The organism is Streptomyces sp. NPDC030798, assembly GCF_055572275.1.
The window spans coordinates 496,579-518,214 of sequence record NZ_JBVIDR010000003.1 but is presented as its reverse complement, the minus strand read 5'-3'; the positions used below and the strand labels follow the sequence as shown (position 1 = coordinate 518,214).

The window sequence follows — 21,636 nt, the reverse complement described above, 5'->3', positions numbered from 1 at the left end:
CTAGGATGAGTCCATGTCCCTCCCGCACGCCATCCTCACCGCCCTGCTGGAGAAGCCGTCGTCGGGCCTCGAGCTGACCCGCCGGTTCGACAAGTCGATCGGTTACTTCTGGTCCGCGACGCACCAGCAGATCTACCGCGAGCTGGGGAGGCTGGAGGGCGAGGGCCACATCCGCGCCCTGCCGGCCGAGCAGCCGGCCCGCGGGCAGAAGAAGCGCTACGAGGTCCTGCCCGCGGGCCGCGCGGAACTGGCCCGCTGGACCGCCGCCTCGCAGGACCCCAAGCCGCAGCGGGATGTACTGCTGCTGCGGCTGCGGGCCGCCGCCGTGGTCGGCACCGAGGGCCTGGAGGCCGACCTGCGCCGCCATCTGGAGCTGCACCGGCGGCAGTTGGCCGAGTACGAGGAGATCGAGCGGCGCGACTTCCCGCCGGACCGGGACGCGCCGCAGGACCGGCTGCGCCATCTGGTCCTGCGCGCGGGCATCGACCTCGAGACCTTCTGGACCCAGTGGCTCACCCACGCGCTGAAGGAGTTCTCCGAACTCCAGGACAGCGCAGGGGAACCCGGGCGGCAGGGGGCACAGGGGCCGCCGGAAGCGGCGTCCGGTACGTCCGGCTGAGCGCCGGCGGCCTCCTGTGCCGGGTGCGTGCCCGCGTCCGCTCAGAAGCGGTACGGCTGCTTCGAGCGGCGGCGCAGGAACCAGGCCGTGGCGACGACGCCGGAGCTCACCAGGGCGGCGCCGATGCCGAGGGTGAGCGCGCCGTAGTCGCGGGCCGCGCCGCCGAGACCGCCCATCACGCCGCGTGAGGGTGCGGGCGTGGATGTCGACGAGATCGTGGGCGCCGACGGCAGGGAGACGACGACGGACTGGGTGCCGGCGGTCGTGCCGTTGGAGCAGATGACGATGACCGTGTAGGTCCCCGGGCTCACGCCCGACCAGGCGGCGGACTGGCTGACGGTGGTGCCCGAGAGGGCCACCTGCCGGCCTTGGGCGAAGTTCGCCTGGCGGCTGCTGAGGAGTGAGGCGGTGCCCCAGCTGCCGTTGTTCTGGGTGCAGGCGCTGGTGACGACCGAGACCGTGGATCCGGTGGTGCTCACCGAGATCCCGGAGACTGCGGCCGAGGACCCGGTGAGTGCGGCCGGGAGCGCGGTGGCGGCCGCCAGGGTCAGGCCGGAGCGGAAGAGGAGTCGTGAGATACTCATTGGCTGGCCTCCGGCGGCACGGTTGGCGGTACGTCCCATGCGCCGCCGAGGGTCGGGAAACGTCCGTGCTGCCTCAACGGCAGGAAACGCGGCCCCGGCCCGGCACGCACCCGGACCGCACCCGGTCGAGTGACGACGCTCCGTCACCCGACACCCCCGACACGCCGCGGTGGCCTGCGGGAACACCGGCCAGCGGCCCGCCGCGACACGCCGTGCCCGGCTGCGCCGGCCCACCCGACCGCCGGCCGACGCCGCCGCGGGGCCGGTGCGGCCTCAGCCGTCCTGCGCCGCCAAGGTCACCGTCCGCTCCGCCGAGAACCCGCCCCATGTGCCGTCCGGGAGGCGGGCCCGCAGGCGTACCCGGTGTTCGGCGTGGGGGTCCCGGCCGGCGTAGAAGCTGTAGTGGGCCCTGCCCGCCGGTGGGTTGCCGCCCCAGACCAGGGACGTGGCCGTGGTGCCGTCCAGCTGGATCTGGTACTCGGTGACGACCCCGTCGACGGCCGGCGGATCCCAGGACAGGTCGAGGTAGTACGACCCGCCGGAGCCATGGCTGGTGGCTCTGAAGGCGGTCGGTGCGGTGTCGCGGCCGTCGTCGGTGCCGGGCGTGGCGAGCCGGACCGGTGTGCTCGCGGGCGAGAGGTTGTCGGCCGCGTCCCGCGCCCGCACGGTGAAGACGTACCGGGTGCCCGGCCGCAGCCCGGTGACCACGGTCGCGGTCCGGTTCCCGCCCACGCTGTGGATCTTCGCACCGCCCTGGTACACGTCGTACGACACCACGCGCCGGTCGTCCCGGGAGGCGCCCCACGACAGCCGCACGGCCCGGCTGCCGACCACACGCCCGGCCGCCTGCGAGGGCCGGGTCGGCGCCGAGCGGTCCGCCGCAGCCGCCGCGGGTGTCCGCGCCCGCACCGCCCGGCTCGGCGGGCCGAGGCGGCCGTCCGCGTCCCGGGCCCGCACGGTGAAGACATACATGGTGGACGGCCTGAGCCTGGTGACGTCCACCATGTGCTGCGAGCCCGGCACTTCGGTGACTTTCGTAGGGCCCCGATACACCTCGTAGGTGCGGATCCCGGTGCCGCCCGCCACCGCGTTCCACATCACATGCACGCTGGTGGCGCTCCCCGCGGCGGCGGTCACCCCCATCGGGGCGCCCGGCGCCCGGCCGCCGTCGCTCTCGGCCGCACCGCTCCAGCCGCAGGACGCGACCAGCAGCAGCGCCGCGCAGGCCGCCGGCACGGCCGGAAGGGGGGTACGTCGCACCGTGTGCCTCCCCGGGGGACGATTTCGCGGGAAAGGTCCGGACCAATATGGCCCTGCCTCGGTGGCGACGGCAAGGGGGCGGTGCTGGTCCCGCGCGCGGGGAGTTACGTATGCTGAGGTCTTCCTACGGCTGAACCACCCGCGAGGGCAGGGGAGTTCATGCCTCGGTGGGCGCGGAAACGCTGTCGTCGCAGGACCGGCGCCCCCCGCGGGCGGCCGGGTGACCTGGGCGAACGCGCGCCCGGGTCCCCGGCCCCCCCGCCACCTCCTCACGAAGCGTCAGGACACTGCTCCATCCGGCCCCATCCGGAGTGGCCGTCCCCGCCGACCGGCATCGGATTGTGCATGGTGTCCGGAATGTCCCCGAGGAGAGGGTCCCTCAGAGTGCGTGTCCCGCCGCTGACGCTGGCCGCTGCCGGTGCCGCCCTGCTCGCCCCGACGACGTTCCCCGCCGCCGCCGTGCCACCCCGCGACCATCCGGCGGCCCGCAGCGAGGGCGCCGTCACCGCCGCCGACCTGCTGGACCGGCTGCACACCTGCACCCGGGTCTCCAGGGGCCGCTACCGCACCGACGACGGCGCCCCGAGGAGCGTCCCCGTCTGCGGCACCCGCACGGCGGTGTTCTGGAAGGCCGACCTCGACATCGACTGCGACGGGCGCCCGACCGGCCGCTGCAACCGCCGCACCGACCCGTGCTTCTCCGCCACCACCGCCTACCAGCAGTCCGACGGCCGCTACCTGAACGCCCAGTCCCTGCCCTACATCGTGCTGCCGGCCCCGAGCCGGATCTGGGACCACCGGGCGTCCGACGTCGGGGGCGGGTCCGTCGCCGCCGTGATCTACCGGGACCGGATCCAGTACGCGGTCGTCGGCGACATCGGCCCCCGCGACCTCATCGGCGAGGCCTCCTACGCCACCGCCAAGGGGCTCGGCATCCACCCGGACCCGCGCGGCGGCGGTGCCGCCAAGGACGTCACCTACGTCGTCTTCAAGGACTCCCGGGTCGATCCCATCGAGGACCACGGCGCCACGACGGCCGCGGGGGAACGGCTGGCCCGGCTCTTCGCCCGGGTCGGCTGAGCGCGGCCCCGGCCTGCCGCCCCACGGACGCTCACGCCTTCCGGTAGCTGTACGCCTCGGTGGCCGCCGCCTCCACCGCGTCGAGATCGGCGCCCGTGGCCGCCGTGACGACCGCGGCCACCGCACCCTCGACGAACGGCGCGTCCACCAGCCGTGCGCCGTCCGGCAGTTCACCGCCCTCCGCGAGCAACGCCTTCACGGTGAGCACCGCGCTGCCGAGATCGGTGATCAGAGCGACTCCCGCCCCCCGGTCCACGGCCGCCGCCGCCGCGGAGACCAGCGCCGCGCTGGTGCCGATCCCACCGCCCTCGGTGCCGCCCGCAGCGGCGACGGGCACGGTCGCCCCGCCGCCCGCCAGCCCCTTCGCCAGCTCGGCGACGGAGGCCGCGACCTCCGCGCTGTGCGACACCAGCACGATGCCGACCCGCTTCTCCTCACCCACCGGACGCCCCCGCAGCCGCTTCCTCCAGCGCCGCGATCAGCAGCGCCGAGGACGTGGCCCCAGGATCCTGGTGCCCGATGCTGCGCTCGCCCAGATAGCTGGCCCGGCCCTTGCGGGCCTGCAGCGGGGTGGTGGCCACCGCGCCCTCCTCGGCGGCCGACCGCGCCGCGGCGAAGCCGTCACCGAGCGCGTCCACGGCCGGCACCAGGGCATCGATCATGGTCTTGTCGCCGGGGGCCGCCCCGCCGAGCGCCATCACGCCGTCCACGCCCGCCCGCAGCGCCTGCGCGAGCTGCTCCTCGCTGACCTCGGCGCCGTCCCCGAGTGCCTTGCCCGCCCGGCGCAGCAGCGTGCCGTACAGCGGTCCGGACGCCCCGCCGACCGTCGAGATCAGCTGGCGCCCGGCCAGGGTGAGCACGCCTCCCGGGGTGTCCGGCGCCTCCTTCTCCAGGCTGGCCAGCACGGCCGTGAACCCGCGCTGCAGATTGCTGCCGTGGTCGGCGTCGCCGATGGCCGAGTCGAGGGCGGTGAGCCGGTCCGCCTCCCGGTCGACCGACGCGGCGGTCGCCGTCATCCAACGGCGGAAGAAATCGGCGTCGAGCACTGGATCTCCTTCGGTGGTAGAGGGGTTGACCGCCGCGTCCGCCGCGTCACATGCCCCAGCGCAGCGCCGGCGTGTTCACCGGGGCGTCCCACAGCCGCAACAGCTCCTCGTCGACCTGGCACAGCGTGACCGAGGCGCCCGCCATGTCGAGGGAGGTGACGTAGTTGCCGACGAGGGTGCGGGCCACGGACACGCCCCGCTCGGCCAGTACCCGCTGCACCTCGGCGTTGAAGCCGTACAGCTCCAGCAGCGGCGTGCCGCCCATGCCGTTGACCAGGACGAGCACCGGGTTGCGCGGGGGCATGTCCTCCAGGACGGCGTGCACCGCGAAGTCGGCGATCTCGCCGGAGGTCATCATCGCCCGCCGCTCGCGACCCGGCTCGCCGTGGATGCCGATGCCCAACTCCAGTTCGCCGGGCGGCAGATCGAAGGTGGGCGTGCCCTTGGCCGGCGTCGTGACCGCGGTCAGCGCGACACCGAAGCTGCGCGCGTTCTCGTTCACCTGGCGCCCGATCGACTCCACGCGCTCCAGCGGCTGCCCCTCGGCCGCGGCGGCACCCGCGATCTTCTCCACGAACAGGGTCGCGCCGGTGCCGCGCCGCCCGGCCGTGTACAGGCTGTCGGTGACGGCCACGTCGTCGTTGACCAGTACCTTGGCGACCTGGATGCCCTCGTCCTCGGCGAGTTCGGCGGCCATGTCGAAGTTGAGCACGTCACCGGTGTAGTTCTTCACGACGAACAGCACCCCGGCCCCGCTGTCGACCGCGGCCGCGGCCCGCGCCATCTGGTCCGGCACCGGCGAGGTGAACACCTCTCCGGGACAGGCCGCCGAGAGCATCCCCGGACCGACGAATCCGCCGTGCAGCGGCTCGTGCCCCGACCCGCCCCCGGACACCAGCGCCACCTGCCCGGCCACGGGCGCGTCCCGGCGCACGACCACCCGGTTCTCCACGTCCACGGTCAGCTCCGGGTGAGCGGCCGCCATACCCCGCAGCGCATCCGCGACGACGGTCTCCGGGACGTTGATCAGCATCTTCATGCCTGTCTCCTCGTGAGCTTCGCACTGGGGCTCAGGACCCGCGTCTTCACAGGTCACCGGCGCCGAGGACGGTTGTTGATCAAGGGTCACCCGATGGAGGCGGTCGCCCACCCCGTCTATTGGCAGTATCGGCCTTGCGGCAGCGAAGGTCACCTGCGGCGGCCCGTCTTCACGGTGCGTGGTCGGGTGGTCGACCGATGGTCGTCACTGCCCGTGCACGTCCACAGGTTGTGGTGAGGGCCGTGCCGCCGTGGAGCTGGACGGAGACCTGGTGCCCGCCCTGGACGAACACCGTGCCCGTCCCCGTCCCGGCCGGACGGCGGGACGGGGACGATACGCAGCAGCGGGGGACATCAGCGGGGGGCAGCGGTGGGGGACAGTGGTGGGGGATCGCCGAAGACAGTGAGGCGGCCGGTCAGCCGGCAGTCGGCTCGGCCTCGTCGCCCGTGCTCAGGCTCCGGGCCAGCCACTGCTCGACGCTCGACACGTGCACCGTGGCGGCGGAGGCCGCCAGTTGGGCGTCGCGCGAGGCGAGCGCGGCGAGGATCGCCTCATGGTCGCGATGGGCGTTCTCGATCGCCGGGCCGACACTGGCTCCCCGCAGGATGCGGACGCGCTGGGTCGGGGTGGAGACCACCTGCAGAAGCATCGAGAGCACCGGATTGCCGGACAGGGCCACGATCGCGCTGTGGAACTCCATGTCCAGCCGGACGAACGCCTCGGGGCTCTCGGCGGCCGCGCTCCGGTCCAGGATCGACCGCAGGTGGACGAGGTCCTCGTCGGTGATGCGGCCGACCGCCAGGGCCGTCGCCGGCGGCTCGAGCAGCCGGCGGACCTGGAGCAGTTGCAGGGCCGTCCGGCCGTGGGAGACGTCGGACGCGAAGGAGAGGGTCTCCAGCAGCAGGTGCGGTTCGAGGCTGGACACGTAGGTGCCGTCGCCCTGCTTGGGGATGAGGATCTTCATCGCCGTCAGTGCCCGGACCGCCTCGCGCAGCGAGTTGCGGGACAGGCCCAGCTCCTGCGCGAGGTCGTCCTCCTTGGGCAACCGGGTGCCGGGCCGCAGCTCGCCGGAGACGATCATCTCCTTGATCCGGTCGATCGCTTCGTCCGTCACGGCCATGGCGACCCCCTCCTTTCCCGTCCTTCAGCCTGCTCAGTCCTGCTTCTCACCGGAGGCGAACCGGGAGATGATCAGGGCGATGATGATGATCGCGCCGTTGAGGAACTGGTTCCACAGCGGGGGGACACCGGCCAGCGTCATCACGTTGACGACGAGCTGGAGGGTGAGGACGCCGGTCAGGGCGCCGAAAAGGGTGCCGCGGCCGCCGTTGAGGCTCACCCCGCCGATGACGGTGGCGGCGAACACCTGGAAGATCCAGCCGCTGCCCTGGTCGGCGGAGATGGAACCGTAGTGGCCGGTGTAGAGGATGCCGGCGAAGGCGGCCAGCAGGCCTCCCAGGATCAGCACCACCCACACCACGCGGTCGACGCGGATGCCCGCGGTCCGGGCGGCCTCGCTGTTGCCGCCGATCGCGTAGAGCGCGCGGCCGTGCCGAAGCCAGGCCAGGGCGCTGCCGCCGGCCAGGAACAGCAGGACGCAGATCCAGACCGGGGCCGGTACCCCGAGCCACGAGGTGCTGCCCAGGTAGGTGAAGGAGCCGGGCAGCTCGACGATGGACTGGCCCTGGGAGATGGCGACCTGGAGGCCGCGCAGCATGGTGAGGGCCCCGAGCGTCACGATGAAGCCGTTGAGCCGCAGTTTGAGGATCAGGAAGCCGTTGATCGCGCCGATCAGGACGCCGACCAGCAGACAGACCGGAACCGCGGTCCATGACGGCAGCAGGCCCAGGCCGTGGAACCGCCCCCCGTGCGCGGGCAGCACCAGCCACACGGCGATCACGGGCGCCACACCGATGGTGGACTCCAGGGACAGATCCATCCGGCCCGCGATGAGGATCATGGCCTCGGCGAGGACCAGCAGGCTCAGCTCGGTCGACTGCTGTGCGACGCCGAGCAGGTTGTCGGAGGTGAGGAACGCCGGCGAGACGATGAAACCGATCAGCCCCAGGACCACAAGCACCGGGATGAGCGACAGGTCACGGTAGCGCCGCAGGTCGAGTCCGCGCCGTTGGCCGGCGCTGCTCGGGAGATCCTCCGTCGCCGTCTTCGCGGCGGACGTGTCAGTCGTGGCGGACATGGCCGGTCGATCCCTTCGTTTCGTTCGTGTCGGCCTTCGCGGCCATGCCCTCCATGGCCGAGACCAGTTGCTCGTCGGTCCATCCCGCCGGGAACTCGGCCACCACCCGGCCGTGGAACATCGCCACCACCCGGTCGCAGACGCGCAGGTCGTCCAGTTCGTCGGAGACGATGAGGGCGGCCTTGCCGTCGTCCGCGACGCGGCGGATGCGGCCGAGCAGGGATTCCTTGGACCTGATGTCCACACCGTTGGTGGGCCGGATGGCGACCAGCAGGTCGGGCTCGGTCGCCAGTGCCCGGGCGACGACGACCTTCTGCTGGTTGCCGCCGGAGAGGTCGGCGACGTCCGTCGCCGCGCCGGGTGTCTTGATGTCCAGGTCGTCGATCATGCGCTGCGCGAAGACCCTGGCCCGGGAGGGCAGCACGGTGCCGCAGGGGCCGAGCTGGTCGGTGACGGTCAGCGTGGCGTTGTCCGCGACGCTCCGCCCGGTCACCAGGCCCTGGAGGTGCCGGTCCTCGGGGACGAAGCCGACACCAACCGCCAGCGCCTTGGGTACGTCGCCGGTGCTCAGGGGACGGCCGGCGACCCGGATGCTGCCCCCACGGGTGCGGTGCAGCCCGGCCAGGGTCTCACCGAGCTGCACGTTCCCGCTGGCGGTGGCACCGGCCAGGCCGACCACCTCTCCGGAACGCACCGTCAGCGAGACATCCTGGAAGCTGCCGGGCAGGGCCAGGTCCGTCACCTCCAGGACGGACCTCGCGTTGTCCCGCCGCACACCGTTCGCCGGGCTCGACGGGGCCGGCCGGGCGGCGCTCTCCCCGGTCATCGCCTCCACCAGGGCGTCATGGCCGAGTTCGGCCACGGGCGCGGTGAGGATGTGCCGCGCGTCCCGGTAGACGGTGACGCTCGTGCACAGGTCGTAGACCTCCTGCAGGTGGTGGGAGATGAAGAGGAAGGCCACCCCCTGCTCCTGCAGCTCGCGCAGCTTGGCGAAGAGCCGGTCGATGCCGCGCGCGTCGAGTTTCGCGGTGGGCTCGTCCAGGATGATGAAGCGGGCACCGAAGGAGAGCGCCCTCGCGATCTCCACGAACTGCCGCTGCTCCACCGACAGATCCTTGATCACCGCCGACGGGGAGACCTCCACCCCGTACTCGGCCAGCAGCGTTCCGGCCCGGTTGCGCAGTTCCTTCCAGCGGATCGGCCGCCACGACCCCGAGCTCTGCCGGTCGAGGAACAGGTTCTCCGCGACCGTCAGTTCGGGGATGACGGTGGACCGCTGGTAGACGCAGGCGACCTTGGAGCGCCAGGCGTCGGTGTCGCCGAACGCCGGCGCCGGTTCACCGGAGAAGCGCAAGCTGCCGGAGTCCGGCTGCTGGATGCCGGTCAGTACGGAGACCAGCGTCGACTTGCCCGCGCCGTTGCGCCCGACCAGCGCGTGGGACTCCCCGGGCGCGACCGATATGCGGGCCTCGCGCAGGGCCACCGTGGCGCCGAAGCGCTTGGTGATCCCCGCGGCCTCCACCACGGGGACCGTCGTGGCCCCCGTGGTGGAGGCGGTCAGCGTGTCCGCCATGCTGAGTGCCTTCCTTTCTCGTGGATGAGGCGGGCTGCGGACCGGGGGTCACTTGGAGATGTTGTTGCCCCACAGGCTCTTGTCGTCCACGTTCTTCTTGGTGACCAGCGGGGCGGGCAGCTGGTCCTCCAGGCCGTTGGGCAGCTTGATGATGCGGGAGCCGTGGTCGGTGGCCCCGGGCTTGAACGTCCTGCCCGACGCGGCGGCCTGGGCGTAGTACAGGGCGTACTTGGCGTAGAGGTCGGCGGGCTGCGAGATCGTGGCGTCGATCTTGCCGCTGCGGATCGCGTCGTACTCCTGCGGGATGCCGTCGTTGGAGATGATCGTGATGTGCCCCGCGGAGCCCGCCGGCTTGAGCAGGCCCTTCTGCTTGAGCAGGGAGAGGGTCGGCTGCAGGAAGACGCCACCGGCCTGCATGTAGATGCCGTTGATGTCCTTGTGCTGGGCCAGCAGGGTCTGCAGCTTGCTGGAGGCGACCGAGCCGTCCCAGTCGGTGGCCAGCGGGTAGACGGTGATGTTCGGGAACTCCTTCTTCATGCAGGCGGCGAACGCCTCGGAGCGGTCACGCCCGTTGATGGAGTCCAGCGCACCCTCGAGTTCCGCGACCTTGCCCTTGCCGCCGAGCTGCTTGCCGAGGTACTCGCAGGCCTTGGTGCCGTACGCCTTGTTGTCGGCCCGCACCACCATGTAGACCTTGCCGCTGTCGGGCCGGGTGTCCACGCTCACCACCGGGATGCCCTTGTTCGCCAGTCGGCCGAGGGTGGAGGCGATGGCACCGGTGTCCTGCGGCGCCATGACGACGGCCTTGGCGCCGGTGTTCTCGAAGACCTGGACGTTGGCCACCAGCTTGGTGACGTCGTTCTGGGAGTTGCTGATCGGCAGGGCGTTGATGTCCTGGGTGCCGATGAACCGCCTGGTGTACTGCGCGTAGGAGTTCCAGAAGTCCGAGTCGGATCGCGGCAGGTCGATACCGATCTTGGGCTTGCCGGCGGTGGTGGCGCCGGCGGCGCTGCTGCCGCGGTTGCACGCCGTGGTGGCTCCGGCGAGCAGTACGGCTCCGGCCACGAGGGCAGTGACACGCAGGTGGTTGGGCTTCATGGGCTGCTCTCCTCATGGAGGGGCTGTCATCGGTGTCATCGGATGTCTCACGACGTGGCGAGGACGTTACGACCGCGTCACCGACGCTGACAAGAGCCCTCCGATGAATTCGCGAATTCGTGACCTGACAGCCCCTCGATTCGGCGGACACAGCAGGCCCACGCCGTGCAGGACACGGACATACGAGCCCAACCCGGCATCGCCGCTGATCAAGTCATCGGATGACTCCTTGCGCAAGCCCCAGCCCGGTCGTATCGTCATGGCCCGCTACGACATTCATCCGAGGAATACGTTCTCGCTGGTCGTGACGACCGGCGCGGGCGCAAGGAGCTGCACCGATGAGACTGATGCGCTTGGGAGCCCCCGGAGAGGAAGCTCCGGCGGTCCTCTCGGACGACGGCAGGGTGCTGGACCTGTCCCCGCTCACGGCGGACATCGACGCAGGGTTCCTGTCGACCGGCGGCATACCGAGGACCCGGGCCGCACTCGAGGCCGGCGAACTCCCGGAGCTCGCCGGATCGGACGGCCTGCGGATCGGTCCGCCGATCGCCCGCCCGGGGAAGATCGTGTGCGTCGGGCTCAACTACCGCGACCACGCCGCCGAGACCGGCGCGCCCGTCCCGCCGCGCCCGGTGGTCTTCATGAAGGACCCGAGCACGGTGGTGGGCCCCTACGACGAGGTCCTCATCCCGCGTGGTTCGCTGCGGACCGACTGGGAGGTGGAACTGGCCGTCGTCATCGGCGCCACCGCCCGCTACCTGGAATCCCCGGAGGCCGCCCTTGCCTGCGTCGCCGGCTACGCCATCAGCCACGACGTCTCCGAGCGGGAGTTCCAGCTGGACTTCTCCGCGCAGTGGGACCTCGGCAAGTCCTGCGAGACCTTCAACCCGCTGGGCCCCTGGCTGGTCACCGCCGACGCCGTACCCGACCCGCAGGCGCTCGGGCTGCGGCTGTCGGTCAACGGCACGGCGCGCCAGGACGGCCACACCAAGGACATGATCTTCGATGTGCCGTACCTCGTCCGGTACTTGAGTCAGTACATGGTGCTCCGCCCCGGCGACGTGATCAACACCGGGACCCCCGCCGGCGTGGCGCTCGGCCTGCCCGGAACCCCCTATCTGCGCCCCGGCGACACGGTCGAGCTGTCGATCGACGGCCTCGGCAGCCAGCGTCAGACCTTCGCCCAAGCCTGACCGCCCGAGTGAAAGGCCTCCCCGTGCCCACGAGCGTCCCGCGGATCACCGCCCTGGACACCTACGACATCCGCTTCCCCACCTCCCGTGAGCTGGACGGGTCGGACGCCATGAACCCCGACCCCGACTACTCGGCCGCCTACCTCGTGCTGCGCACGGACGCGCCGGACGGGCCGGAGGGCCATGGCTTCACCTTCACCATCGGCCGGGGCAACGACGTCCAGGTGGCGGCGATCGAAGCCCTCCGGGCCCACGTGGTGGGCCGCTCCCTCGACGAACTGTGCGCCGACCCCGGTTCGCTGGGCCGCGACCTGACCGGCGACAGCCAGCTGCGCTGGCTCGGCCCGGAGAAGGGCGTGATGCACATGGCCATCGGCGCGGTCCTCAACGCGGTCTGGGACCTGGCCGCCAAGCGCGAGGGCAAGCCGCTGTGGCAACTGCTGGCCGACGCCGAACCCGAGTGGCTGGCCGACCAGATCGACTACCGCTACATCGCCGACGCCCTCACCCGCGACGAGGCGGTCACGATCCTGCGGCGCGGCCAGGAGGGCAGGGCGGTCCGCGAAATGGACCTGCTCGCCCGCGGCTATCCCGGCTACACCACCTCGCCCGGCTGGCTCGGCTACAGCGACGAGAAGCTGACCCGGCTGGCGCGCCGGGCGGTGGCCGACGGCTTCACGCAGATCAAGCTCAAGGTCGGTGCCGACCTCGACGACGACATCCGCCGCATGCGTGCCGCCCGCGCGGCCGTCGGCCCGGACGTACGGATCGCCATCGACGCCAACCAGCGCTGGAACGTGGACGAGGCCGTCGCCTGGACCACGGCGCTGGCCGAGTTCGACCCGTACTGGATCGAGGAGCCGACCAGCCCCGACGACGTCCTCGGACACGCCGCCATCCGGACCCGGGTGGCGCCGGTCAAGGTCGCCACGGGCGAGCACGTGCAGAACCGCATCATCTTCAAGCAACTGCTCCAGGCCGACGCCATCGACGTGCTCCAGCTGGACGCCGCCCGTGTCGGAGGCGTCAACGAGAACCTCGCGATCCTGCTGCTCGCGGCCAAGTTCGGGGTGCCGGTCTGCCCGCACGCCGGCGGCGTGGGCCTGTGCGAACTGGTCCAGCACCTGTCGATGTTCGACTACCTCGCGGTCTCCGGCACGGCCGAGGACCGGATGATCGAGTTCGTCGACCATCTGCACCAGCACTTCATCGACCCGGTGGTGATCCGGGACGGCCGCTACGTGGCCCCTAGGGCGCCCGGCTTCTCCGCCCGGATGTCACCCGAGTCGATCGCCCGGTTCACCTACCCGGGCGGCGAGTTCTGGGCCGCGGATCTGGCGGACGACGCGGACGACACCCACGTCACCGGCGGTGCCGAGAACGAGGAGGCGGCAGCGTGAGCGAGTTCGACGGACTGCGGGCCGTGGTGACCGGCGGAGCTTCGGGCATCGGCCGCGCCACCGCCGAGCTGCTGGCCGGGCGCGGAGCGAGGGTCGCCGTGCTCGACCTCGATCCCTCCGCTGTCGAGCAGCCGCTCGTACCACTCCGCGCGGACGTCAGCGACGACGCGGAGGTGCGTGCCGCCGTGGCGGAGGCCGCCGAACGGCTCGGCGGCATCGACATCCTGGTCAACAACGCCGGCATCGGCGCGGCCGGAACCATCGAGGACAACCCGGACGAGCAGTGGCACCGGGTCCTCGACGTCAACGTCCTCGGCATCGTCCGCACCACCCGGGCGGCGCTGCCGTACCTGCGGGCGTCCGCGCACGCCGCCGTCGTCAACACCTGCTCCATCGCCGCCACCGCGGGCCTGCCGCAGCGGGCCCTGTACTCGGCCAGCAAGGGAGCGGTGCTGTCGCTGTCCCTGGCCATGGCCGCCGACCACGTCCACGAGGGCGTCCGGGTCAACTGCGTCAGCCCGGGCACCGCCGACACCCCTTGGGTGGCCCGGCTGCTGGACGCGGCCGACGACCCGGAGGCGGAGCGGGCCGCGCTCAACGCCCGTCAGCCCATGGGACGTCTGGTGACGGCGCACGAGGTGGCCGCGGCCATCGTCTACCTGGCCGGCCCCGACGCCGCGTCGGTCACCGGAACCGCCCTCGCGGTCGACGGCGGCATGGCGGGCTTGAGGCTCCGCCCGCCGGGGAAGTGAGCCGAGACCATGCGATCCAAGGAACTGGGAAGCAGCGGCGTCCGGGTCACCGGCCTGGCCTTCGGAGCGGCCGCTCTCGGCAATCTCTACGCCCCCGTCGGCGACGACCAGGCCGCCGCGACGGTCGACGCCGCCTGGAGCGCCGGCATCCGCTACTTCGACACCGCTCCCCACTACGGCCTCGGCCTCTCCGAACGGCGGCTGGGCCGGGCGCTCGCCCAGCGGCCGCGCGGCGAGTTCACCGTCTCCACCAAGGTCGGACGGCTGCTGGAGGCCGTGGCCGAACCCACCGGTGACGACCTCGCACAGGGCTTCGCCGTGCCGGCGACCCACCGCCGGGTGTGGGACTTCAGCGCCGACGGAGTGCTGCGCAGCATCGAGGCCAGCCTGGAGCGGCTCGGCCTGGACGCCGTCGACATCGTCTACCTGCACGACCCGGACGACCATCTGGACCAGGCCCTGCGCGAGGCCTACCCGGCACTGGAGCGGCTGCGCTCCGAGGGGGTCGTGGGTGCCGTCGGCGCCGGCATGAACCAGGCGGAGGCGCTGACCCGCTTCGTCCGCGAGACCGACATCGACGCCGTCCTGCTCGCCGGCCGCTACACCCTGCTCGACCGGACGGCCCTCACCGCACTGCTGCCCGCCGCGGCCGAACGGGGGGTGAGCGTGGTCGTCGGAGGCGTGTTCAACTCCGGCCTGCTCGCCGATCCCCGGCCGGGCGCCACGTACAACTACACGACGGCCCCGACGGCGCTGGTCGAGCGTGCCCTGGCCCTGAGGACGGTGACCGAGCGGCACGGCGTACCGCTGCGGGCCGCGGCGCTGCGCTTCCCCTTCGGCCATCCCGCGGTCGCCAGCGTGCTGACCGGCGCGCGGTCCCCCGAGGAGGTTCGCGACACCGTGGAACAGGTGCGGCGCCCGGTCCCGGCCGCCGTCTGGGACGACCTGCGCGCCGAGGGCCTGCTGGCCCCGGACACCCCCGTGCCCGTGTCCACGCCGATCCCGGCCCCCGCGCCGTCGAAGGAGCCGTCATGAGAGTCGCCCTGCACACCAAGGTCCGCGCCGATCGCGTCGAGGAGTACGAGGCGGCGCACCGCGAGGTCCCCGAGGAGCTGACCGCCGCCATCCGGGCCGCTGGGGTGAGCGAGTGGACGATCTGGCGCAGCGGCACCGACCTGTTCCACGTCCTGGAGGTCGAGGACTACCGGGCGATGATCGCCGAACTGGAGAAGCTGCCGGTCAACATCGCCTGGCAGACGCGGATGGCCGAACTGCTGGACGTCGTCCACGACTACTCCGCCGAGGGCGCCGACGCCTCGCTGCCGGTGGTGTGGCGGCTGTGACCGGTACGGAGCCCGGCACGGGCATCGTCGACGCCCACCACCACGTCTGGGACCTGTCCGTCCGCGACCAGGACTGGATCAGCGGCCGCGAACTCGCCTCGCTGCGCCGCGACTTCCCGCTCGCCGAACTCGAGCCGGAGGCCGCCGCGGCCGGGGTCACCGCCACGGTGCTGGTGCAGACGATCACCGTGGCCGAGGAGACACCGGAGTTCCTGGCCCTGGCCGCGGCGAGCGACCTGGTCGCGGGTGTGGTCGGCTGGACCGACCTGACCGCTCCCGAAGTCGCCGACACCCTCGCCGGACTGCGCGCGTGTCCCGGCGGGGAGCACCTGGTCGGCATCCGCCACCAGGTGCAGGGCGAACCGGATCCGCGCTGGCTGCTGCGCCCGGACGTGCTGCGGGGCCTGGCCGCGGTCGCCGACGCCGGACTGGTCTACGACCTGGTGGTGAAGCCGCATCAGCTGGCGGCCGCCGTCGAGGCCGCGCGGCGCCTGCCGGGGCTCACGTTCGTCCTCGACCACCTGGGCAAGCCGCCCGTCGCGTCCGGCGAACTCGACCCGTGGGCCGGACCGGTCCGACAGCTCGCCCTGCTGCCCAACACCGTCTGCAAGCTCTCCGGCCTGGTCACCGAAGCCCACTGGGGCTCGTGGACCACCGACGACCTCAGGCCGTACGCCGACACCGTCCTGGACGCCTTCGGCCCCGGCCGGCTGATGTTCGGCTCGGACTGGCCGGTCTGCCGGCTCGCCGCCACGTACGAAGAAGTCGTCGCGGCCGCACGGGAGTTGACCAGCCACCTCGCCCCCGTGGAACGCCACGAGGTCTTCACCGGCACCGCCGTGCGGACCTACGGCCTCACCGTCACCGAACCCCCGGGCCCGCCCCGGGAAGCCCCATGCGCATAGCTCTCTTCATCACCCGTTTCAACGACACCATGTTCCCCCGCACCGGCCGGCGGTGACCGAACTCCTCGGCCACACCGTGGAGTTCCCGCAGGGCCAGAGGCTGCCGTGGTCCCACGTGGCGGACTGCTCAGCGGAAGCGGGCATGACGGACGAACGTGTCGAAGAGGGCTTGTTGCGCCCTGTCCTCGTGGGCGGTGTCTTCCGGGTGCCATTGGACGGCTGCGAACCAGCCGGGCCTGCCGGGCAGTTCGAGGGCTTCGACGGTGCCGTCCTCGGCGGTGGCCGCGACGGTCAGTCCGGTGCCGAGGCGGTCGACGTGCTGGTGGTGGTAGCAGGACGCCTCGACCTTGTCCGCGCCCGTTGCCCGGGCGAGCCGGGTGCCGGGGTGGACGGTGACCGGGTGCAGGAGGTGGCGGTGCGCGTGGTCCGGGCCGCCCATGTCCTGGTGCAGGGTGCCGCCGAGGGCGACGTTGACGACCTGCAGGCCTCGGCAGATCGCGAGCAGGGGCAGCCCGGCGTGCAGGGCGTGGCGGGCGGCGCGGAGGTCGAAGGCGTCCTGGAGGTCGTCCACGTCGTAGACGGTGTGGTGGGTGTGGGCGGCGCCGTAGCGGTGGGGGGCGAGGTCGCCGCCGCCGGGGAGCAGGACGCCGTCGAAGCGGGACAGGCGGGCGGCGATGTCTCCTTCGGCGGGGTGGAGGCCGACGGGTTCGCCGCCGGCGCGCCAGACGGCCTCGAGGAGGGCGCGGGCGTTGACCTCGGCGGCGTGACGCAGGGCGGAGGTGGTGGCGGCGAACCGGGCGGGGACGGCGATGAGCGGGCGGGTCACAGCTGGATCCAGGTGGTTTTGAGTTCGGTGTACTTCTCCAGGGCGTGGGCGGATTTGTCGCGGCCGTTGCCGGAGTGCTTGATGCCGCCGAAGGGGACGGTCAGGTCGCCCTCCTCGTAGCAGTTGACCCAGACGGTGCCGGCTTTGAGGGCGCGGGCAAGGTGGTGGGCGGTGGCGAGGTCGGAGGTCCACAGGGCGGCGGCGAGGCCGTAGTCGGTGGCGTTGGCCAGGCGCACCGCTTCGTCGAGGTCGTCGAAGGTGAACACGGACAGCACGGGTCCGAAGATCTCCTCGCGGGCCAGCCGCATGCCCGGCTCGACGCGGTCGAAGACGGTGGGCTGCAGGTAGGTGCCGCCCGTCTCGGTCAGGACGCGGTGGCCCCCGGTGGCCAGCCGGGCGCCTTCCGCCCGTCCCGTGGCGATGTGGTCCAGGACGCGGTCCAGGTGGGCCGGCGAGACCAGGGCGCCCATCTCGGTTGCGGGGTCGAGGGGGTCGCCCACCCGCAGTTCCCGGGCCCGCGCCACGATGGCGTCGGTGACGTGTTCGGCGACGGAGGAGTGGACCAGCAGCCGGGAGGGGGCGGTGCACATCTCCCCCTGGTTGAAGAAGATGCCCCAGGCGGCGGTGGCGGCGGCCTTCTCCAGGTCGGGGGCGTCGGGGAGCACGATGTTGGGTGACTTGCCGCCCAGTTCCAGCCACACGCGTTTGAGGTTGGAGTCGGCGGCGTAGTGCAGGAAGTGGCGGCCGACGGCGGTGGAGCCGGTGAAGGCCAGTACATCCACGTCCCGGTGCAGGCCGAGGGCGCGGCCGGCGACCGGACCACGGCCGTTGACGACGTTGAGTACACCCGGGGGCAGTCCGGCGTCGGTGGCGATCCGGGCGAGCAGGAGGGCGGACAGCGGAGAGTTCTCGGACGGCTTCAGCACCACCGTGCAGCCGGCCGCGAGCGCCGGGGCGATCTTCCAGCCGGCCAGGGTGAGCGGGAAGTTCCACGGCACGACCGCACCGACCACACCGGCCGGCTCCCGGGTGACCAGGGCCAGGGCGTCGGGCGCGGTGTGCGGGGACTCATCGGTCAGCTTGTCGGCGAGCTGCCCGTACCAGCGGAATGTATTGACCACGGCGCGCAGCTCGATGCCGTAGGCGTCCGTGATGGGCTTGCCCATCTCCAGACTGACCGTCAACGCCAGTTCCGCACGACGCTCCTCGATCAGGTCGGCGATCCGCAGCAGTGTCCGGCCCCGCTCGACGGGCGCCAGACGCGGCCACGGGCCGGAGTCGAAGGCCCGGCGGGCCGCCGCGACCGCGAGATCGACCTCCGCCTCCTGCGCGTCGGCGACCCGAGTGAGGACCTGTCCGTCGCGGGGCGCGACGACGGCGAACGCCGCGCCACCGCCGCTTTCGGCCCGGCCGTCGATGTGGTGCTGCGTGGGCGGGGCGAGGTCCTCGGCCCGGGCCAGCAGTTCTGCATGGGTGAGGTTGCGCATGCGGGTCTCCGTAGGCCCTTACTCGGCGCCGGAGGTTGTGGACTCCAGCAGTCGGCCGCCGTCCCAGACGACGCCGACCTGGCGGTAGTAGGCGGCGATCGGCTCGCGGATCTCCAGCCGGGCGAGTTCCTCGGTGGGCGCCTCGAACAGCTCCAGTTCCGCGTCGCCGACCCAGGGCCGGCCGCCCTCGATGGAGGCGGCCCGGGACTCGATCAGCTCGTCCAGCGCGAGCCCCTTGCCCTTCTCGATCGACGGCAGCAGGCGGTGGTGGGCCATGGGGTGGGAATTGACGAAGCCGTTGGTCTCCGAGGGCTCGCGCAGGGTCACGACCGCCTGGGCGAGACGCCGGTCGGCGGCGGCGAGGGTGGCGCCGAACCGTGCCCCGGCCTCGATCCGGGGCGCCGGACCGTACGGGTGCGGGCGAGTCTGGTGAATGGACCCGAGCTTCTTCGGATACCCCTGGTGCAGTCCGCGCGCGATCGCGAAGTCCTTGTCGACCCAGATGTAGACGCAGCGGGTGTAGGTCCGCCCCTTGTACGTGCAGCGGACGACGGCGAACGCCTCCTTGTACTGCGCGCGCACCGGGTCCAGCAGCTCGTCACCGGAGGCGGCGCAGGACTGCCAGTCGGCCCAGATCAGCGCCACGGCACCGGGATCCTCGTCGGCGAGGCCCAGGGGTTCGGGCAGCAGTTCACGCACCCGGTCCGGGTCGGTGCGGTACTCGACGGTGAGCAGGTCACCGGAGTAGCGCCACGGCGGGGACGGGATCAGCGACGAGACGCCCGTCGCCGTCCTCGGGTGGAAGTAGCCACGGACACTGGCCATGTCGTCACGCTCCATGGAGATCAGCAGGGGCGAGCACGCCGTCTGCACGAGACGCGGCGCACCGGGGGAGGGGATGCGCCGTCGCGTGTGGTTCGGGTCGGGCGCCTGCTCACCGCCGGCCGGGCCGCGGCGAGCAGGTGACACCTCGGGCGGTCAGGAGCGGGCGAGCTGCTCCAGCCGCTGGTGCAGGTGCTCGACGTAGGTCTCGGACTCGGGCTTCATCAGCACGCTGCGCAGGATGCGCGCGCCGTCGGCGTCCGCGGTGACCTTCGGGTGGCGGGCGGTGAAGCGCTCGGCGTCGACGCGGAGGGTGCTGAGAAACACCGGGTCCTGGGTGTCGGTCATGCCGTCCCGCAGGATGCGGCTGCCGGCCGCGTCGATCTCCGAGAGGGTGCGGCCGGCGGTCACCGGGAAGTAGCTGACGATGTCGAGCTCCGGGGGCTGGTACAGCTCCAGGTGTTCGGAGCCTTCGATCAGCTCGGCCCAGCGCAGTGCCGCTCGCCGGCCGGCGGCCAGCACCTGGCCCAGTCCTTCGCGGGTGGGCGGCAGCAACTGGAAGGTCAGCCACAGCGCGGCGGCGGCCGCGCCGGCCCGGGAGCACTCCAGGCTGATCTCGCCCAGGTGCAGTTCGTCGGAGGTGAAGTAGGTGTACGGCGAGTCGTGCAGGTAGAACCGGCCGACCGTGGGGTCGCGGAAGAGGACGGCGCCGCAGCCGTAGGGCTGCAGGCCGTGCTTGTGCGGGTCCACCACGACGGAGTCGGCCCGGGCGACGGCCTGCCAGGGCGCGGCCGGCAGGCCCTCGGGGCCGTCCGCGCCGGCCAGCAGGGTGAAGAAGCCGCCGTAGGCCGCGTCGACGTGGATCCGGATGCCGTAGCGCTCGCGCAGCGCCAGGGCCTCGTGGATCGGCTCGACGGCGCCGAGCCCGGTGGTCCCCGCGGTCAGGACCACGGTGCCGACCTTCCCGCCACGCAGCACGTCCTCCAGCGCGCCGAGGTCCATGCGGCCGAGGTCGTCGGTGGGGACGGGGAAGCCTTCCATCCCGAGTACGCCGCACATCCGGCCGTGCGTGTAGTGGGCCTCGGTGCTGTAGGCGATGCCCTGGCCGGGGTGCAGTTCGCGGGCCACGAAGAGTGCTTCGAGATTGGCGATGGTGCCACTGGTGGTCAGATGCCCCAGGTGGGTGTCGTAGCCGAACATCGTGGCCAGTTGCTGGACGACCTCTCGCTCCATCGCGGCGGTGGCCGGCCCGCCGTCCAGCGCATGGTTGTTCGGGTTGATCAGCATCGCGGTCAGGTAGCCCACCACGGCCGCCGGGTGCGGCGGCTTGAGCATCTGGCCCGCGTAACGGGGGTGGAAGAAGGGGTAGTTGTCCTTCAGCCGCTCGGTGAAGACCTCGAACGCGGCGGCGAACCGTCTGTCGTCGACCGCCGACGCCGGGTGCGGGGCGAAGGGACCGAAGGTCTTCCCCCACTCGGTGTTCGACGCGACGGCCGCGGCCAGCCACTTGGTGAGATCCACTGCGTCACTCTCCTTGTCCGGTGTGGTACGGGTGCGGGCTCAGCGGCGCGGCGGGCGGATGCCCCGGAACTCCCAGTCGCCGCCGAGGGCCGTGGAGAGGACCTCTTCGGATTCGGTGGGCCGGGCGCCGATGTCGGTACGCAGGGGGGTCGGGCCGGTGACGATGTGGTTGGTGAGCCGGCCCAGGCCTTCGACTTCGACGTCGACGGTGTCGCCGGGTCGGACGGGCCGGGAGTTGGCGGGGGTGCCGGACAGCAGGACGTCGCCGGGGTGGAGGGTGATGGTGCGGGCGATGTCGGCGACGAGGTAGTGCATGTCCCAGGTCATCTCGTCGGTGGAGCCGTCCTGGACGATCCGGCCGTTGACGTAGGTGCGCAGCGCCTTGCCGCGGAAGTCCCAGTCGGTGACGAGACCGGGGCCGAGCGGACAGAGGGTGTCGGAGCCCTTGACACGGAGCATGGAGCCGGCGTCGGTGTCGCGGAAGTCGTGCAGCCCGTAGTCGTTGGCGATGGTGTAGCCGGCGATGTGGTCGCCTGCCTCGGCGGGGGAGATGTTCCGCGCGGTCCTGCCGATGACGATGGCCACCTCGCCCTCGTAGTTGAGCCACTTGCAGCCCTCGGGGCGGACGATCGCACCCCCGTGGGAGTTGAGGGACGAGGTCGGCTTGTGGAAGTAGGTGGGGGTGTCGGACAGGCGGATCCGGAACTCCGCCACGCGGCTGCGGTGGTTGAGATGCACGGCGATGATCTTGGACGGGACGACCGGCGGGAGGTGGTGGGCGGCGTCGGCCTTGACGCGTCGGCCGTCGCCGGCGACGAGTTCGTCCCCGTCGCGGACGGTGTCGACGACCGCGCCGTCGAGCAGGATGCGACGGTACTCGGGCATGAGCGG

At 72.2% G+C, this 21,636-nt stretch carries 22 protein-coding genes; 8 read left to right on the top strand and 14 right to left on the bottom strand.

Features of this window, described 5'->3' with window-relative positions:
* The first annotated feature begins 13 nt into the window (after window positions 1-13).
* Window positions 14-619: a PadR family transcriptional regulator gene (locus tag ACZ404_RS10580; RefSeq protein WP_468438049.1), complete on the top strand. Its 606-nt coding sequence runs from the start codon at window positions 14-16 to the stop codon at window positions 617-619.
* Between the two features lie 41 nt (window positions 620-660).
* Here the strand turns inward: ACZ404_RS10580 and ACZ404_RS10575 are convergent, their stop codons facing one another.
* Window positions 661-1,203, bottom strand: a complete 543-nt coding sequence (locus tag ACZ404_RS10575; RefSeq protein ID WP_468438047.1) for a hypothetical protein — start codon at window positions 1,201-1,203, stop codon at window positions 661-663.
* 273 nt (window positions 1,204-1,476) lie between these two features.
* Window positions 1,477-2,463, bottom strand: coding sequence for a fibronectin type III domain-containing protein (locus ACZ404_RS10570; protein WP_468438045.1), 987 nt, complete (start codon window positions 2,461-2,463; stop codon window positions 1,477-1,479).
* A 384-nt stretch (window positions 2,464-2,847) separates the two neighbouring features.
* Between ACZ404_RS10570 and ACZ404_RS10565 the strand changes: the two genes are divergently transcribed.
* The gene (locus tag ACZ404_RS10565) at window positions 2,848-3,543 is read left to right on the top strand and encodes a glycoside hydrolase family 75 protein (RefSeq protein WP_468438043.1); all 696 of its coding nucleotides are present in this window, start codon (window positions 2,848-2,850) and stop codon (window positions 3,541-3,543) included.
* Window positions 3,544-3,574: 31 nt separating this feature from the next.
* Here ACZ404_RS10565 and ACZ404_RS10560 read toward each other — a convergent pair whose 3' ends face one another.
* From ACZ404_RS10560 to ACZ404_RS10530, 7 genes are all read right to left on the bottom strand, one after another.
* Window positions 3,575-3,985 (bottom strand): PTS sugar transporter subunit IIA domain-containing protein, encoded by a 411-nt coding sequence (locus ACZ404_RS10560; protein WP_468438041.1) that lies wholly within the window; start codon window positions 3,983-3,985, stop codon window positions 3,575-3,577.
* The gene (gene dhaL, locus ACZ404_RS10555) at window positions 3,978-4,589 is read right to left on the bottom strand and encodes a dihydroxyacetone kinase subunit DhaL (RefSeq protein ID WP_468438039.1); all 612 of its coding nucleotides are present in this window, start codon (window positions 4,587-4,589) and stop codon (window positions 3,978-3,980) included. The genes ACZ404_RS10560 and dhaL overlap by 8 nt, the downstream gene beginning before the upstream one ends.
* Window positions 4,590-4,635: 46 nt before the next feature.
* Window positions 4,636-5,628 carry a dihydroxyacetone kinase subunit DhaK gene (dhaK, locus tag ACZ404_RS10550; protein ID WP_468438037.1) on the bottom strand — a complete coding sequence of 331 codons (993 nt, stop codon included), beginning with the start codon at window positions 5,626-5,628 and terminating at the stop codon, window positions 4,636-4,638.
* Window positions 5,629-6,043: 415 nt separating this feature from the next.
* The gene (locus tag ACZ404_RS10545) at window positions 6,044-6,748 is read right to left on the bottom strand and encodes a FadR/GntR family transcriptional regulator (RefSeq protein WP_468438036.1); all 705 of its coding nucleotides are present in this window, start codon (window positions 6,746-6,748) and stop codon (window positions 6,044-6,046) included.
* A gap of 33 nt (window positions 6,749-6,781) precedes the next feature.
* The gene (locus tag ACZ404_RS10540) at window positions 6,782-7,825 is read right to left on the bottom strand and encodes an ABC transporter permease (protein ID WP_468438035.1); all 1,044 of its coding nucleotides are present in this window, start codon (window positions 7,823-7,825) and stop codon (window positions 6,782-6,784) included.
* A complete protein-coding gene (locus ACZ404_RS10535; RefSeq protein WP_468438034.1) occupies window positions 7,809-9,398 on the bottom strand; it encodes a sugar ABC transporter ATP-binding protein in 1,590 nt (529 codons plus the stop codon). The genes ACZ404_RS10540 and ACZ404_RS10535 overlap by 17 nt, the downstream gene beginning before the upstream one ends.
* A 48-nt stretch (window positions 9,399-9,446) precedes the next feature.
* Window positions 9,447-10,496: a sugar ABC transporter substrate-binding protein gene (locus ACZ404_RS10530; RefSeq protein ID WP_468438033.1), complete on the bottom strand. Its 1,050-nt coding sequence runs from the start codon at window positions 10,494-10,496 to the stop codon at window positions 9,447-9,449.
* Between the two features lie 338 nt (window positions 10,497-10,834).
* On the opposite strand from ACZ404_RS10530, the gene ACZ404_RS10525 reads away from it, so the two are divergent.
* The 6 genes from ACZ404_RS10525 to ACZ404_RS10500 are packed head-to-tail and all read left to right on the top strand — an operon-like array spanning window position 10,835 to window position 16,089.
* Window positions 10,835-11,689 (top strand): fumarylacetoacetate hydrolase family protein, encoded by an 855-nt coding sequence (locus ACZ404_RS10525; RefSeq protein WP_468438031.1) that lies wholly within the window; start codon window positions 10,835-10,837, stop codon window positions 11,687-11,689.
* A gap of 23 nt (window positions 11,690-11,712) precedes the next feature.
* Window positions 11,713-13,089, top strand: a complete 1,377-nt coding sequence (locus ACZ404_RS10520) for an L-fuconate dehydratase (RefSeq protein ID WP_468438029.1) — start codon at window positions 11,713-11,715, stop codon at window positions 13,087-13,089.
* Complete coding sequence (locus ACZ404_RS10515) at window positions 13,086-13,841, top strand: SDR family NAD(P)-dependent oxidoreductase (protein WP_468438027.1); 756 nt, start codon at window positions 13,086-13,088, stop codon at window positions 13,839-13,841. Before ACZ404_RS10520 ends, ACZ404_RS10515 begins: the two co-directional genes overlap by 4 nt.
* Before the next feature lie 9 nt (window positions 13,842-13,850).
* Window positions 13,851-14,876 carry an aldo/keto reductase gene (locus ACZ404_RS10510; RefSeq protein ID WP_468438026.1) on the top strand — a complete coding sequence of 342 codons (1,026 nt, stop codon included), beginning with the start codon at window positions 13,851-13,853 and terminating at the stop codon, window positions 14,874-14,876.
* The gene (locus ACZ404_RS10505) at window positions 14,873-15,184 is read left to right on the top strand and encodes an L-rhamnose mutarotase (protein WP_468438024.1); all 312 of its coding nucleotides are present in this window, start codon (window positions 14,873-14,875) and stop codon (window positions 15,182-15,184) included. Before ACZ404_RS10510 ends, ACZ404_RS10505 begins: the two co-directional genes overlap by 4 nt.
* Window positions 15,181-16,089, top strand: a complete 909-nt coding sequence (locus ACZ404_RS10500; protein ID WP_468438022.1) for an amidohydrolase family protein — start codon at window positions 15,181-15,183, stop codon at window positions 16,087-16,089. Before ACZ404_RS10505 ends, ACZ404_RS10500 begins: the two co-directional genes overlap by 4 nt.
* Before the next feature lie 127 nt (window positions 16,090-16,216).
* Here the strand turns inward: ACZ404_RS10500 and ACZ404_RS10495 are convergent, their stop codons facing one another.
* The 5 genes from ACZ404_RS10495 to ACZ404_RS10475 all read right to left on the bottom strand — a co-directional run bounded on the left by ACZ404_RS10495 (window position 16,217) and on the right by ACZ404_RS10475 (window position 21,630).
* On the bottom strand, window positions 16,217-16,915 hold the full coding sequence (locus tag ACZ404_RS10495) for a gamma-glutamyl-gamma-aminobutyrate hydrolase family protein (RefSeq protein ID WP_468438020.1): 699 nt from the start codon (window positions 16,913-16,915) through the stop codon (window positions 16,217-16,219).
* The gene (locus ACZ404_RS10490) at window positions 16,912-18,402 is read right to left on the bottom strand and encodes an aldehyde dehydrogenase (RefSeq protein WP_468438018.1); all 1,491 of its coding nucleotides are present in this window, start codon (window positions 18,400-18,402) and stop codon (window positions 16,912-16,914) included. The genes ACZ404_RS10495 and ACZ404_RS10490 overlap by 4 nt, the downstream gene beginning before the upstream one ends.
* 18 nt (window positions 18,403-18,420) lie before the next feature.
* Complete coding sequence (locus ACZ404_RS10485; protein ID WP_468438016.1) at window positions 18,421-19,227, bottom strand: acetoacetate decarboxylase family protein; 807 nt, start codon at window positions 19,225-19,227, stop codon at window positions 18,421-18,423.
* A 153-nt stretch (window positions 19,228-19,380) separates the two neighbouring features.
* Window positions 19,381-20,745 carry a pyridoxal phosphate-dependent decarboxylase family protein gene (locus tag ACZ404_RS10480; RefSeq protein ID WP_468438014.1) on the bottom strand — a complete coding sequence of 455 codons (1,365 nt, stop codon included), beginning with the start codon at window positions 20,743-20,745 and terminating at the stop codon, window positions 19,381-19,383.
* A gap of 39 nt (window positions 20,746-20,784) precedes the next feature.
* Window positions 20,785-21,630, bottom strand: coding sequence for a fumarylacetoacetate hydrolase family protein (locus ACZ404_RS10475; RefSeq protein WP_468438012.1), 846 nt, complete (start codon window positions 21,628-21,630; stop codon window positions 20,785-20,787).
* Between the last annotated feature and the right edge of the window lie 6 nt (window positions 21,631-21,636).

Excerpts from the sequence above, each read along its gene's own strand:
- ACZ404_RS10580 (WP_468438049.1), top strand. The coding sequence starts at position 14 with ATGTCCCTCCCGCACGCCATCCTCACCGCCCTGCTGGAGAAGCCGTCG.
- ACZ404_RS10575 (WP_468438047.1), bottom strand. The coding sequence starts at position 1,203 with ATGAGTATCTCACGACTCCTCTTCCGCTCCGGCCTGACCCTGGCGGCC.
- dhaK (WP_468438037.1), bottom strand. The coding sequence starts at position 5,628 with ATGAAGATGCTGATCAACGTCCCGGAGACCGTCGTCGCGGATGCGCTG.
- ACZ404_RS10545 (WP_468438036.1), bottom strand. The coding sequence starts at position 6,748 with ATGGCCGTGACGGACGAAGCGATCGACCGGATCAAGGAGATGATCGTC.
- ACZ404_RS10540 (WP_468438035.1), bottom strand. The coding sequence starts at position 7,825 with ATGTCCGCCACGACTGACACGTCCGCCGCGAAGACGGCGACGGAGGAT.
- ACZ404_RS10535 (WP_468438034.1), bottom strand. The coding sequence starts at position 9,398 with ATGGCGGACACGCTGACCGCCTCCACCACGGGGGCCACGACGGTCCCC.
- ACZ404_RS10530 (WP_468438033.1), bottom strand. The coding sequence starts at position 10,496 with ATGAAGCCCAACCACCTGCGTGTCACTGCCCTCGTGGCCGGAGCCGTA.
- ACZ404_RS10525 (WP_468438031.1), top strand. The coding sequence starts at position 10,835 with ATGAGACTGATGCGCTTGGGAGCCCCCGGAGAGGAAGCTCCGGCGGTC.
- ACZ404_RS10510 (WP_468438026.1), top strand. The coding sequence starts at position 13,851 with ATGCGATCCAAGGAACTGGGAAGCAGCGGCGTCCGGGTCACCGGCCTG.
- ACZ404_RS10505 (WP_468438024.1), top strand. The coding sequence starts at position 14,873 with ATGAGAGTCGCCCTGCACACCAAGGTCCGCGCCGATCGCGTCGAGGAG.
- ACZ404_RS10490 (WP_468438018.1), bottom strand. The coding sequence starts at position 18,402 with ATGCGCAACCTCACCCATGCAGAACTGCTGGCCCGGGCCGAGGACCTC.
- ACZ404_RS10485 (WP_468438016.1), bottom strand. The coding sequence starts at position 19,227 with ATGGCCAGTGTCCGTGGCTACTTCCACCCGAGGACGGCGACGGGCGTC.
- ACZ404_RS10475 (WP_468438012.1), bottom strand. The coding sequence starts at position 21,630 with ATGCCCGAGTACCGTCGCATCCTGCTCGACGGCGCGGTCGTCGACACC.